This window comes from Streptomyces sp. NPDC060209, from assembly GCF_042728155.1.
Lineage (GTDB): Bacteria > Actinomycetota > Actinomycetes > Streptomycetales > Streptomycetaceae > Streptomyces.
The window spans coordinates 1-13432 of sequence record NZ_JBHWZS010000235.1 but is presented as its reverse complement, the minus strand read 5'-3'; the positions used below and the strand labels follow the sequence as shown (position 1 = coordinate 13432).

Below are 13432 nucleotides of genomic sequence, written 5' to 3'. Positions count from 1 at the left end.
GTGAAGGAGGAGGAGGAACCCCATCCCCTTGTCAGCCAGCCCACCCCCTAGCCTGGTTGGATGTCAGTGTGACCTCATGGATCTTGGAAATCATCTTCCTGGCAGTCGTGGCCGGGCTGACCACGCTAATCTTCAGGAAGGGACAACAGCGTAGGTCGGAGAAGCTGTCTACCGGGAAGCAGGCAAGCATTCCCTGCATGCTCCGGGAGCCCTCCCAGAGCACCCGATGGCAACGAGGACGACTCATCATCAGCGACGGTCAAGCGCCGCGCTTCCGACCTGCTCGAGGGTAGACGGAACGCCCCCTTGCCTCCCTGCAGCATGCCGGGATGCGCTCAGCATCACTCCCCGGGAGTCCCTGACAATCAATCCCGGCTCCCGAATCCTCGAGTACCGGATACCCGAAGGCTCAATCCAGATCGCTGTCATGCCCGCAGAAGCAGAACACGTCCTCACCGCTCTCCGAGGCTAATGAGGTTGAACGTGTGGAGGACAAGACGTGCCCGCCTGCTGGCCTGGCTGACCAACGCCTGGAAGCTGCGAGAGGAGATCGTGCTGCTCGGCTACAAGGGCTGCTATCAGCGCGTTCGCGTCGACCTGCACGAAAAGCGCACCTCACCGCGGCCAGTGACCGTCTTGCCGCTCTCGCCCTGGACCGTCGCCGGATGGATCCTCCGCCATCCGGACACCCTCACCAAGACCGAGCAACTCCAGTTCAAGGCCGTCCGGGCGCGCTGCTCCGAACTCGATGCCCTCACCGAGCACGTCCAATCCTTCGCGACCATGCTCACCGAGCGCCTGCCCGTCGACCGCGACGCCGTCATCGCCGGCCTGGCTTTGTTCACAAGAGTCTCGGTTCTGGCTCACATTCCGTGGAGCATGCACTCTGAGTGACGGTTGTCCGGCGAGCGGGCCCTGCGGAAGATGCCCGGAATTGAGCCGTACCGGGTGCGGTGTGGCTGACAGTTCGGCCCGTGGAAGAAGTGGTGCTCCGGCTGGAGGAGTTGCTGTTCCCGTCGATCGCCGACGTGGTGGTGCTCTCCGTGGCCGTGAACGACGAGGCGGTACACATCGAGGCCCGAAGCACGGTGGCTGGGGCTGTCTGCCCCGGATGCGGGAGTTGGTCACGGCGGGTCCACTGCTCCTGCCTGCGCTTTCCCGCTGATGTCCCCAGCGGAGGCCGACGAGTCGCTCTCTGCCTGCGGGTCCGCAGGTTCCTCTGCCCGGTCATCTCGTGCGGGCGGCGGACCTTCGCCGAACAGCTACCGGGCTTGACCCGTCGGTATGGCCGGCGGACCGAGCGCCTGCGGTCGACGCTGGCTGCGGTCGGCCTCGCGCTCGCCGGCCGAGCCGGTGCTCGCATGGCGAGAGTCTTCGGCGTGGCCGTCAGCCGCAGCACGGTGCTGAGGCTGGTCGAAGCCTTGCCCGACCCGGAAGTTCCGGCCCCGCGCGTGGTTGGCGCCGATGAGTACGCGACCCGTAAAGGCCGCCATTACGGGACCGTCCTGGTCGACGTCGAAAGGCGACGCCCGGTGGACCTACTGCCCGACCGGGAGGCTTCCAGCCTGGCCGCTTGGCTCGCGAAACGGCCCGGGGTGGAGGTCGTCTGCCGCGATCGGGCACCGTTCTTCGCCGACGGCGCCACGGCCGGGGCGCCCCAGGCAGTGCAGGTGGCGGACCGGTGGCATCTTTGGCACAACCTGAGCGAGGCTGCAGAACGTTGTGTCGCAGACCACCGTGGATGCCTGCGGGTGCTGACGCCGGATCCGGCCCAGCCTGCCCCCGAGCCGACGAAGTTCGAAGATCCGTCCGGCTCGCCCTGGCCAAGGGGACACCGCTTCGCTGACCGCACCCGCGTCAACCACGCGACTGTCCACGAACTGCTGGCAGCCGGTCTCAGCCGGAGGAGGATCGGCCGCCAGCTCCGTATGACCTCCCGCACCGTCAAACTCTTGGCCGATGCAGCCACCCCGGAGGACCTCTTCCACGGACAGTGGCAGGGCCGGTCCAAACTCGACGCCTTCAAGCCCTACCTGGATGACCGCTGGAACCAGGGCTGCACGAACGCCTGGACCGTGTGGGAAGAGATCGTGCCGCTCGGCTATCAGGGCAGCTACCAGCGGGTTCGCGCCTATTTCCGGGAGAAGCGGCTCTCGCCGGGCCCCAGCACAGCTCGGCCACCGTCACCCCGCGTCGTCGCCGGATGGATCCTCCGCCGGCCGGAGACCCTCAACGAGACGGAGCAACTTCGGCTCAAGGCCGTTCTGGTCCACTGCCCTGAACTGGACGCCCTCACCGGGCACGTCCGCTCCTTCGGCCAGATGCTCACCGAGCGCCAGGGCGAGCGGTTGCCGCAGTGGCTCGATGCCGTCCGGCGAGACGACCTCCCCGGCCTCCACACCCTCGCCGCGGGCATCGACCGTGACCGCGATGCGGTCATCGCCGGCCTCACCCTGCCCTGGAGCTCCGGCATCGTCGAAGGCCACGTCAACCGCATCAAGATGCTCAAACGCCAGATGTACGGCCGGGCCGGCTTCGCCCTTCTCCGCAAACGCGTCCTGCTCTACTCGTAAAGCACAGGTCAGACCCCATCCTCAAGGAGCCCGAAGCCTTCCGCGAACCCTTCCAGGAACTCGCGCCGTGCTGGGTCGGACTCGGCGTCGGCCATCGTCCCCAGCAGTTCGATCAACTCGTTCCGCTGCTCGCTCGACAGCTTGCTGACCAAGTGGGCGACGCCCTCCATGACCTTGACGGCATCGTCCGGATCCATCTGCTCGTCATCACTGCCTTCAACGAACCACAGGACATCGACCAAAGCCTCGGCCAGGGCGTGGGTCAGAGACGAGTACACGGGCATCAAGGCGGACCCCCAGCAGGTCACGGCAGCAAAGTCCGGCCATCCCACCACACACCACTGACATCACACTCAGTCAGCCCTCCACGGAAAGTGAGCCAGAACCGAGACTTCGTGAACAATCCGTCTTCACATCGGTGGCTCCGCGCCTCCCGAACCAGCGACGAAGTGCTGTCCGTTCTCAGGTTCTGGTCCAACTTCTGTGGAGCCCTCACACTCTGTAACCTGCGGGACTGGATGGCCCCTTCGTCACTCTCACTCGCTGACAGACCTGTTTGGGATCATGCCCGCATGGACTTCGACCTCGCCCCACCAAACGGCGTTGGCCCGTTGCGGATCGGTATGACTCGACACGCAGCCAACACCGCGTTGGACTCGCTCCGCGATCCTTCGGCGATCTCGGAGTCCGACCGGTCGGGACAGCACGTGTTCCGTCCCAGCGGGCTGATGATCAGCATCCACTGCGCGCGCGACATGCTCGAAGCCATCGAGCTGGGAAGACCGTCGTCCCAGACAGACCGAGTGTTGTTCCAGGGTGTGGACGTGTTCGCGCCTCCGGCCCGCGAGGTTGTCCGGCGTGTCGGTGAGCTCACCTCGATCGAGGAAGATCCTGACGACGATGCTTCATTCATCGCCCCGGACTTGCTGCTGAGCTTCTGGCGTCCGTTCGCAGCCGACGATGAGCCGGAGGAAGAACAGGGCTACTACTTCAGCTCGGTCCTGCTGGCACGGCCTGGCTACTACGACACCCCCGTTCAGGCTGCGGAGCGACTCCAACAGAGCTCGTGACTGTCCCGTCAGGATGCCAACAGGACTCGTTTCCGCAAGAGACCGAAGCCGGCCCGGCCGAACATCTGGCGCTTGATCATTTTGATCCGGTTGACGTGGCCTTCGACGATGCCGGAGCTCCAGGGCAGGGTGAGGCCGGCGGTGACAGCTGCGAGATCGCGTTCGAGGCCGTTGACGAAGGCGTGGAGGCTGGGCAGGTCGTCAGCGCGGACCGCCTTGATCCATTGCGGGAGCTGGTCACCCTGGAGCTGGGTGAGCATCTTCCCGAATGCGCGGACGTGCCCGGTGAGGGCGTCCAGTTCGGGGCAGCGGGCAAGGACGGATCTGAGCTTCAGGCGCTCGCTCTCCGGCAGGGTGTCGGGGTGAGTCAGGATCCAGCCGGTGACCGTGCGTGGGGACGGCGGACGGGCCGCAGGTGCGGTCGGGGATGTGCGGAACGGCTGGAGGTAGGCGCGGACGCCGCCGTAGCCGCCGGTGTAGCCGTGCCTTTTGATCTCTTCCCACACGGTCCAGGCGTTCGTGCAGCCCTCGGACCACCGCTCGTGCAGGAAGGGCTTGAAGTCGTCGAGCTTTGTCCTGCGGTTCTGCCACTGTCCGTGGAACAGGTCTTCCGGCCTGGCGGCGTCGGCCAGCCGTTGGACGGTGCGGTAGGTCATTCCGAGCTGTCGTTGGATCGAGCGTCGGCTGTGGCCGGCGGCCAGCAGCGCGTGGACGGTGGCGTGCTTGGCGCGGGTGCGGTCGGCGAATCGGTGCCCGGTGGGCCATGGCGACCCGCTCTCGGCCTGTTCCGGAGCCGGAGTCTTCTCCGGCGCCGACTCGGCGAAGGTCGCACGGAGGCATGCGCGGTGGCCGGAGACGCACCGCTCGGCCGCTTCGCCGAGGTTGCGCCAGAGGTGGAATCGGTCGGCGACCTGTACCGCGGTAGGCGCGCCGATGCTGGCGCCCTCGGCGAAGAACGGGGCGCGGTCGCGGCAGACGACCTCGATGCTCGGGTGCTCGGCCAGCCAGGCCGCGACAGTGCCTGCCTCGCGATCCGGCAGGAGGTCCACCGGTCTGCGGGTCTCGACGTCGACCAGCACGGTCCCGTAGATGCGGCCCTTGCGCATCGCGTATTCGTCGACGCCGACCACACGCGGGACCTGTGGCTGGGGTTCCGGGAGAGCGTTGACCAACCGCAGGAGCGTGTTCCGGCTGACCCTCGCTCCGAAGACGTCGGCCAGCCGGGCACCGGCGCGACCGGCCAGGGCGAGGCCGACCTCGGCCAGCGCCGACCGCATTCGTTCGGTTCGCTGGCTGTACCGCCGAGTCAGGCCCGCAACCTGCTCGACGAACGTCCGCCGCTGGCAGGAGACGTCTTGGCACGTGAAGCGCCGGACACGAAGCTGCAGCACCACCCGCCGTCCCGACATGGGGAGGTCAGCGGGAAACCGCAGGTAGGAGCCGTGCACCCGCCCCGACCAGCTTCCGCAACCTGGGCACCGAGCCCCGGTCGTCCGGCATCTGACACCGATTTGGATCACCTCGCCATCGTCCTGCATCGACTCCACCTTGATCCCCGGATCCGCCAGGAAGAGCAGCTCTTCCAGCCGGAGTAGTACCTCGCGCACAGCCCAGGACCATCAGGCCGAACGCGGTCGGCACCGGCAGTTTCCAGACGATCTCGTGTGACTGAACGCGATGGGTGGCTCCTGAGCATTCCGGTTGGCCCGACCGCATTTCGCCCTGAGAAGGATGCCTTCCGGGTTCTCGGCGCTTTGTGGCGCGTCGGGATGTGCCCCTGGATGTCCGGTAGCTGACCGGCGGGGGCAGACGGGCAGGGCATGATCGAGTCTTTGGGGATTCGATGGCGGGGGTGTGGTGTGAGGGATTGGCGGACCGATCCGGCGTTCGAGATGTGCCGGGCGCTGGCGGACGGCGCGGATCTGGCCTCGTTCGCGGGAGGCGCGTTCGATGTGCGGGCGGTGGTGGCCGGCATCCAGTCCGGGGCCCACAGCGGGTTGCTTCTCGACGCCGTTCCGTGGGGGAACTTCCCTCATGGGAACGATGCCCGGAAGGCCGTTCACCTGCTGCACACCGGCGAGGACCCCGCAAGCCACGCGACGGACGTGCTGGGGGGCCTGTGTGCCAACGACAGCCGGGCCGCCGTCGCCCTCGCCGTACCGTTCCTGACCCCCATCGCCACCGACGCCCGCCACCCACACCGTGCCGCCGCCCTCGGCGTACTCTCCAGCCCGGCCCGCGCCCAGCACTTCGGCGTCGCCTCCCGCGATGAACTCCTGCTCCACCGCACCAATCCTCGGCGTCACGCCCCCGACGACTACGACGACTACGACGACTACGGCGTCGAGGTGACCGGCTACCCGGCAGGCTGGTCGGTGGCCGCCGCCCGCGCCGCGATCACCGCCGAAGCACCCGTGCTCCTGCCCCTTCTCAACGACTCCGACCCCACCATCCGCATCGACGCCGCCTACGCTCTGGCCACCGCCGCCGACCCCGACCACACGGTCCGAACCGCCCTCGCCACCAGGTTCGCCATGGAGCATGACGCCATAGTCCGTGCCGCCCTGCTCCTCGCCGCCGCGGAGATCACCCGGGCCCACGCACATCCGCCGACCGTCTGGTGGCTCCGTGAGCGGTGGCGAGACTGGACAGAGGCCCCCCAAGTCCGCCTAGCTGCGGCGATCGGCTGGCTCTGCCTCACGGACGAACCCGCCCCCGAGGACCTTCACCAGACCATCAACACTTTCACCACAGACGAACGCGCGCATGCCATGGACGCCCTGCCGTGGATGAACGCTGCCGCCGGATCCGGTGAACCGGGACTCCGGCGCTGTATTCGCTGCATGCTCCACCCCGAAGAGCCCGAACCGTCGGACGACCCCTGGGCCTCCTCGCCTTGAGCGCCCGGCCTCGGCCCCATTTGTGCATCGAAGTTGTACACCGGGGCCAGGCACGGTGCTCGGTCACATCTCGCGGGACCTACCAGCAAGGCCCACGGTCACAGGGAGTGTTCACACCACAGAAGTTGGACCAGAACCGGTTCTCGTGAACAAAGCCAGCCGACCCTTCTCCAGACGTGCGACCTGTCGGTCCCGGACATGTCCGATACGACGAGCATGGAGATCTTGCAGCACCTGAAAGTCCGAGTCGCAGACTTCACCCGACGGGTCTTCAGGAATCTGCAGGCTGGGGCCGGGGCCTCTCCGGTGGGGCGCGTGACGCTTGCACGCTCAACAGTTCGCGGCTTCTCTGCCGAAGCTTGACATTGCCAACGGCCCGGCCCACCAACTGGATCAACAGATAAGCCGGGAGGCTGCTGTGCGGGCTGTGAGGCTCGGCCTGTCGCCACGGGGCCCGGAGGATCAGTGCTGCTCTGTCTCCGCGAGGACGCGTATCAGCCGCCAGAAAGAACTGGACGACGTCTGCGGAGCCCCGGCAGCGTGCCGCGCCGGCGATCGTCAGAGCTAAGACTGAGTCGTCCGACGGCAGGCGCCTGCTCGGATCCGGGAACCCGCGCACCAGGTCCTCGGGAAGGCGACTGAGAGCCTCAGCTGCATCCAGCCCTTGCTTGTCGAGCCGCCGGTCTACCCAGTCGAAGCTCGGCCACTGAGACGTTGCCGCGAAGACGTCCCACACCACTTGAAGCAGTTCCTGCTGCTCAGGTGCCTCTACGGCGGGAAGCTCCTCGGTTCCAGGCATGCGCATTTTCGTGCCTCATTGTCGACGACTGATCGGCCTGCGCTCGCCGTATCGCCGATCCTGCCGACTGTGAGCTGAAGCGACAGCCCTGCCCCTGAAAGGGCTGCGGGCACCAAGACCTCAGACCTCGATGTTTGCCACGACCACGATGATTATCTCGAGTTGTTGGCTGATTTGTTAGCTATCTGAGCCATGCGGGAGTTCAACGTGTCGGACGATTTCCGTGGGGTGTTCAGGCACGTTGGCGATATCTGGGACATGGCTGTCGGTTTCCGAAGCCCGTGCTGGTTCAGTCCATGTCGTTCCACGTCCAAGAAGGGGCGGCACTTCCATCAGGCTCACGTCCGAGTCGGAACTGTTCCTGGCTTCCTCCGACCTGAGCGAACAGAGCGAAGTGTCCTGCAGCAGGAAGCCGCTCCGCCAGGACGGCGACCTGCTCGTCCGCCCCGGCGTCCCCCAACGCCACCAGCAGCGCGGCGATGGCGTATGGGCTGTCGAGGGCGGCGTGCGCGGCAGCCTGCTCGGCCAGGACGGTGACCTGCTCCTGAGCCCCGGCCCTGCGCAGCTCGCGCAGCAGCATGTCGACGGCGTACGGGTTGTCGAAGACAGCGTGCGCTGCGGGATCGTGGGTCAGCAAGGTGGTGGTCTCTTCGTCCGCCCCGGCCCTGCACAGCTCGCGCAGCAGCCTGTTGGCGGCGTCCGGATGCTTGAGGGCGGCATGCGCGGCAGCCCGCTCGGCCAGGACAGTGACCTGCTCCTGAGCCCCGGCCCTGCGCAGCTCGCTCAGCAGCATGCCGACGGCGTACGAGTTGTCGAGGGCGGCGTGCGCGGCGGCCTGCTCGGCCAGGACGGTGACCTGCTCCTGAGCCCCGGCCTTGCTCAGCTCGCGCAGCAGCATGCCGACGGCGTACGGGTTGGCGAAGGCTGCGTGCGCGGCAGGATCCCGGGTCAGCAAGACGGTGACCGCCTCGTCCCGCCCGATCTTCCGCAGCTCGCGCAGCAGCACACCGACGCCGTCCGGATGGTTGAGCGCGGCATGCGCGGCAGCCCGCTCGGCCAGGACGGTGACCTGATCCTGCGACCCGGCCCTGCGCAGCTCGCGCAGCAGCATGCCGACGGCCTCCGGGTTGTTGAGGGTGAAGTGCGCGGCGACCCGCTCGGCCAGGACGGTGACCTGCTCCTGAGCCCTGGCCCTGCGCAGCTCGCGCAGCAGCCTGACGACGGCGTCCGCGTTGTCGAGGGTGGCGTGCACGGCGGGATCACGGGACAGCAGGACGGTGACCTGCTCCTGAGCCCCTGCCTCCCGTAGCTTCTCCAGCAGGACGGCGACGCCGAACGGGTTGTCGAGGGCAGCGTGCGCGGCGGCGCGCTCGGCGAGGACGGTGACCTGATCCTGCGCCCCGGCCCTGCGCAGCTCACGCAGCAGCTCGGCGACGGCGCCCGGGTTGTCGAGGGCAGCGTGCGCGGCGGCGCGCTCGGCCAGGACGATGACCTGCTCCTGCGCTCCGGCTTCCTGTAACTCGCGCAGCAGGTCGGCGATGGCGCCCGGGTTGTCGAGGGCGACGTGCGCGACGACCCATTGGGCCGGCCGGCGGTCGGCGGGGAACAGGGTGTGCAAGTGGCTGACGAGGTGTGCCGCGGTGTGTGCGTTGTGGGTGATGGCGTGCTTGTGGAGCTGGGCGGCGTCGCGGTATAGACCGCGGTTCCAGGCGGCCTCGCCCAGTGCGGTCAGGTCGGCGGGGTGGGCGTGGTGGGCGGCTGCCGTCCAGAAGTCGATGGGCGGGATCGTCGTTGCGCGGTGGTGGCGGCCGTGCTGGTCGAGGTAGTCGGTGAGCAGGTAGTGCGATCCCCGCGGACTGTGGTCGGGCTGGCGGAGGGTGCGCTGGTTGCGAGGCCTGCTGATGTTGAGGGGGGTGAGGATGCCTGGGATGCCGTTGCAGGGCGTGGTGACGTAGGCGAGGGCCTGGGACAGCCAGTCGGGGGCGAGAGCGTGGTACTCGGTGTCGGTGAGGTAGCCGGGGGCGGCGTCGGCGAGCCAGTCCAGCGGGATGTGGAGGCTGGCGCCGAGGCGGCGGGCGTCCATCGCGGCGTGGATGAGGGCCCGGGTGGCGCCATCGGCCGCGTGATAGCGGTCCATTAGGTAGGGCACGCCAGCCAGGTACTGAGTGACCTGCGCATCGGCAGCGTGCTCGGCGGCCTGGATGAGGCGGGGGTCGGCAGTGTCGGTGGCATTGAGTGCGGCCAGGTCGGCCGGAGTGAAGGCCTTCGGCACGTCGATCTTGTGCCCGCCCAGGAGTGCACGGGCACCAGGGTGCCGGTCGGGGTCGGCGCGAGTGGTCAGGGTGTCCCAGTGTTCGGGCCACAGGGTGCCCAGGATCAGCACGGGTGCCCGTGACGGCTCGGTGAGCAACTCCCGCAGGCCCGCCGTGACCTGCTCACCGCGCGGGTCCGGGCCCAGGTAGTGCTGGGCCTCGTTCAGCCACACCACCGTCTTCGGGGCGATGTCCGGCAGTGCGGCCAGGGCCGCGTCAGTGGCCGCAGGGGTGAGGGGATGCCACAGCCGCCAGCCGTCCGGCAACGCGGCAACCGCCTCCCACAGGGCGCGGGTCTTGCCCGTGGACGATCCCCCCACCAGGACCGCCATCCCGCTGCGCCCGGCCACGGCGGCGTCGACCACCGTTCTCAGGTGGGCGTCGTGGTCCCGCCGGATGTAGGTGGGCAGGATCCCGAAGCGGTCTCGGGCGCCGTCGCTGTCCAGCGCCGGGTGGACTCCGAGTCCTCCGTCCAGGACGAGCCGGACATCGCCGCGGAGGTCCCCGATCGGACGGCCGGCACCCTGCGCCATCCGGGCCTGCACCCACAGCTCACGCACCCGCGCGGCCAGACTCGCTGTGTCCCAGGCGGCCCGGCGGGCTAGCACCCAGGCCACGGCAACCACGTCCGCCTGCTGCCCAGGTCGTTCGCCGTCGGAGATGACGCGGTGGACCGTGTCCCGGCTCGGTGCCCCCTCCAGGTCGTCGCCGGCGGCTATGTCCTCGGTCATCTCATCCAGGCTGGGAGCACCCGCCGCCAGGTAGACCTCGTACAGCAGCGCCTTGAGCTCGCGCAGCGGCAGCGGCCATCCACCCGTGCCCGCTTCAGCGGTCGTTCCCGCTTCACGCTCTCCTTCGGGCCCGGCCGGCCGACCCCGGTGTCGCCATTCATCGCACCATCGTCCCTCGAACACGCCTTGCACCACGACCTGATCGGCGGTGACACCCTTGTTTGCTGACGGTCCGTCGCAACTCGGAGTCGATCTCCGCAGGGGTCTCAGATTGGGCAGCAAGCCGGCCGGCTGCCCAATCCACCCACCACACTCCATGTGGAGGACGCCATGTCCCGCACGCGTTTGACCCGTCGCGAACGACTCGCCCTGGCCGGAGCAGCCCTGAGCGGTGCCGTCTCCGGCATCCTGCGTCCCGTCATCACCTGGCTTCTGAACCACCTCACCTGAACCCTGCTCCCCGACCACACTGTTGAGCATGCGGACGCACGCCTCGTTTCCCGGCAGTTGAGATGCCGGGAAACGAGGCGTTGCGACGGGTGGCTATCCGAGCCAGGTGATGGTGAGGACGGACAGACTGTTCAGAGGCCGGTTGATCCAGTAGGTGAGGGAAAGCTGGCCGACGGAGGCGTGGCGGATGTCCTCGCCCTCCGGGTCCTCGGTGTTCCACTGGCGAAAGCCCCACGGGTCGGCTGCGGCGGCGTCCAGGACGTCCCACACGATGTCCTCCGCGTGTTCGGGCAGAGTGTCGAGGACCTTGGCGGCAGGGGCGGAAAGGCGAACCGAGTACGGCTGCTGTCTGGTCACGGGTGGCGCCGTCGCCTTTCCCGGAGCTCGGCCACGTCGATGAACTCGCTGTCGTCGTAGCCGGAGGCGACGAACGCGTCGACCGCCGGCGCGGAGGCGAGGCGGCCCTGCCAGTCCTGGATGACCGCGTACAGCCCGGCCAGGGAGAACGTCCGCCGTGATTCCTCAAGGGCTGCAGCCCATTCCCGCTCGAATGCTGGCACCCACCGCGTGGAGCGGCGGTCGGCGCGCAGCTGGGCGAGCAGTTCGGCCGGGGCTCCTGGAGCGGGGGCGTAGGGCGTGACGGGGGCGTGGTCAGGCTGCGCGCTCATCGGCTTGTCCCTCCCGGGAGGTTGATGCCTCCACGGTACGCGTGCCGGAGGCCGTGGGTGGGGGCATGGGACTTTGCGGTCGCTGTTGAGGTATCGCCGGGCAGAGGGGTTCGGAAGCGGGGGCTGGCGGGTCGGGTCTCTTGTGGCCCGGAGGCTGACGGAATCGATCGCGCAGCGCGACCAGCCCAGTTCGCCTCGGGCACCGAGTTCATCAAGAACGACACGGTCGAGCCGGGCCAGGACCGGTCCCGGCTCCACTGGGCCAAACGCCGGTATCCGTCTGCCAGCACGGACCGAACACCGGAGGCAACTGCCTCCACGTGCAGCCCGACGTCGCCACGAACACCTTGCGGCCAGGGCCTCACGGTCACACGCCCGACGCTGGCCTCCGCCCTGCGGACGAGTCACCTCCGTCACAGACACCACCCGCCGAAACGGCACCCACAACTCATCCGGCACCAGTCGCTCAACCAGATCCGTCATACACCGCTCAACGACCGCAACCGCCATAAGAACCGACGTCTAAATGGTGCACGTTTGTCTGTACTTGCCGGAGCACTCAGAGAAGTACGCCGACACCCTCGGTCCCTCTGTTGCGTGAAACAGCTGAGACCTCACGTTGCTATGCCGTCAAGTTCGCGGGATGAGTCCGCCGTTCACGGCGCGGTCGTAGAGCCGCTTGTGCCACTCGTTGGCGTCGGGTCCGGGGTCGGTGGTCAGGACGGGGTTCGGGCCGGTCTCGATGAGGTGTAGCAGGGTCCCGGCGACTCCGTAGCAGTCGTCCGGGCCGAAGCAGGAGACGAGCGCTTGGGCTTCTTCTCCCGTGACCGGCTCCGGAATCGCTTCGAGTTGCTCGACGCGCCTGTCGATCTCTTCTTCGCGCGCGTCCCAGTCGGGGAGCGGGCCGTCGGCGACGAACGCATGCACTTCGAGTCTCATGGGCAGATGATCGGCTGGTGTGGCCTCCGCGCGCAAGACGTATTCGCTGGTCACGCGGCTGCCTGCTCAGCCTGTAGTGGTGCCGGAAATGAACGGCGGCCGGCTCGCTTGAGCGCCGCCTGGATCTGGGTCGGGTCAGTCGCGCGGCCCGAGCCGGGGTCAGGGCGACCTTGAGGAGTTCGCGGGCCTCGGGACGGCATAGGCCGTTCGTCCACGCGGCCATGGCGGCGGGATAGTACTCGCGCTCTCGTCACGGCGCAGCGCGTGCACGAGTGGTGAGGAAGCGACCAGGGCGGAAGAGTCGCCTGGCGGCGGACTGAGAAGCGAGTCCCCCTCAACAGAGGGGGAACCGGGGTGAGCGGCAGCTGGAGTCGTCCAGGCTGGTGCGGTGCGGAAGCGCCAGCGTGGGGCGGCGGTAGTCAAAGAGCCTCTCTGGCGGCAGGGGAAACGGGATGCTGGATGGGCCCTGAAAGCACGCGGCGCCCGGACTTCTGGTTTGTCGAATTTCGTTTTTCGGGTGCGGGAGAATCCAATTGATTCACGCGGTATTGCGAGATCGGGCTTCGATTAGGGCCTGCAGCGCGGCCTGACCCCTGCTCGGGCTTCCCACAGTGCTCCGTGGGCGTAGCGGCCCAGACCGACGGGGCTTGCCGTGCGAGGGCGGTCCTCAGATGGTCATCTTCCGAGGTGATGGCGCCTGTTGGTTAGGTGTGGCCTCAGGGTTCGGTGCGGAGTCTCGTGCTCATGTAGAGCGGATCCGGGGGCTGGAGCGCATTTTTCCTCTGACGGCGGCGCACCCTCAACATGGTTGGACACTTTTATTGTCGAAACTGTGGCGATGCCGACAACCTGTCCTGAACCCCCGCCGCCAGCCGGCCGGTACTTCTCTGTGGAGACGCTCTCTGTGGCTTGGTGCCGTCCGGCAACATGGGCTGGCCAGCGCAGCAGGCAGTCGCTAGCGATCGGCCGCAGATCGACTCCGTTCGGGGA

General features: G+C 67.9%; 10 protein-coding genes and 1 pseudogene. 4 read left to right on the top strand and 7 right to left on the bottom strand.

The window, feature by feature from the left end; all coding sequences use genetic code 11:
* Positions 1 to 477: 477 nt before the first annotated feature.
* Positions 478 to 894: a hypothetical protein gene (locus ACFWFI_RS32120; protein ID WP_387397038.1), complete on the top strand. Its 417-nt coding sequence runs from the start codon at positions 478 to 480 to the stop codon at positions 892 to 894.
* 80 nt (positions 895 to 974) lie between these two features.
* A complete protein-coding gene (locus ACFWFI_RS32115; protein WP_387397035.1) occupies positions 975 to 2573 on the top strand; it encodes an ISL3 family transposase in 1599 nt (532 codons plus the stop codon).
* Positions 2574 to 2581: 8 nt separating this feature from the next.
* On the opposite strand, the gene ACFWFI_RS32110 is transcribed toward ACFWFI_RS32115, so the two are convergent.
* A complete protein-coding gene (locus ACFWFI_RS32110; protein ID WP_387397032.1) occupies positions 2582 to 2857 on the bottom strand; it encodes a hypothetical protein in 276 nt (91 codons plus the stop codon).
* A 288-nt stretch (positions 2858 to 3145) separates the two neighbouring features.
* On the opposite strand from ACFWFI_RS32110, the gene ACFWFI_RS32105 reads away from it, so the two are divergent.
* The gene (locus ACFWFI_RS32105) at positions 3146 to 3643 is read left to right on the top strand and encodes a hypothetical protein (protein WP_387397029.1); all 498 of its coding nucleotides are present in this window, start codon (positions 3146 to 3148) and stop codon (positions 3641 to 3643) included.
* A gap of 8 nt (positions 3644 to 3651) precedes the next feature.
* On the opposite strand, the gene ACFWFI_RS32100 is transcribed toward ACFWFI_RS32105, so the two are convergent.
* Complete coding sequence (locus ACFWFI_RS32100; RefSeq protein WP_387397044.1) at positions 3652 to 5181, bottom strand: ISL3 family transposase; 1530 nt, start codon at positions 5179 to 5181, stop codon at positions 3652 to 3654.
* A 321-nt stretch (positions 5182 to 5502) separates the two neighbouring features.
* On the opposite strand from ACFWFI_RS32100, the gene ACFWFI_RS32095 reads away from it, so the two are divergent.
* On the top strand, positions 5503 to 6543 hold the full coding sequence (locus tag ACFWFI_RS32095; RefSeq protein WP_387397026.1) for a hypothetical protein: 1041 nt from the start codon (positions 5503 to 5505) through the stop codon (positions 6541 to 6543).
* A gap of 1088 nt (positions 6544 to 7631) precedes the next feature.
* Here the strand turns inward: ACFWFI_RS32095 and ACFWFI_RS32090 are convergent.
* The 5 genes and pseudogenes from ACFWFI_RS32090 to ACFWFI_RS32070 all read right to left on the bottom strand — a co-directional run bounded on the left by ACFWFI_RS32090 (position 7632) and on the right by ACFWFI_RS32070 (position 12442).
* Positions 7632 to 10568, bottom strand: coding sequence for a hypothetical protein (locus ACFWFI_RS32090; protein WP_387397023.1), 2937 nt, complete (start codon positions 10566 to 10568; stop codon positions 7632 to 7634).
* Between the two features lie 360 nt (positions 10569 to 10928).
* Complete coding sequence (locus tag ACFWFI_RS32085; RefSeq protein ID WP_387397020.1) at positions 10929 to 11192, bottom strand: hypothetical protein; 264 nt, start codon at positions 11190 to 11192, stop codon at positions 10929 to 10931.
* Positions 11189 to 11503, bottom strand: a complete 315-nt coding sequence (locus ACFWFI_RS32080) for a DUF6247 family protein (RefSeq protein ID WP_387397041.1) — start codon at positions 11501 to 11503, stop codon at positions 11189 to 11191. Before ACFWFI_RS32080 ends, ACFWFI_RS32085 begins: the two co-directional genes overlap by 4 nt.
* 96 nt (positions 11504 to 11599) lie before the next feature.
* Positions 11600 to 11986 (bottom strand): annotated as a pseudogene (locus ACFWFI_RS32075) (transposase); the annotation flags it as partial.
* A 147-nt stretch (positions 11987 to 12133) separates the two neighbouring features.
* Positions 12134 to 12442 carry a hypothetical protein gene (locus ACFWFI_RS32070; RefSeq protein ID WP_387397017.1) on the bottom strand — a complete coding sequence of 103 codons (309 nt, stop codon included), beginning with the start codon at positions 12440 to 12442 and terminating at the stop codon, positions 12134 to 12136.
* Positions 12443 to 13432 lie beyond the last annotated feature (990 nt).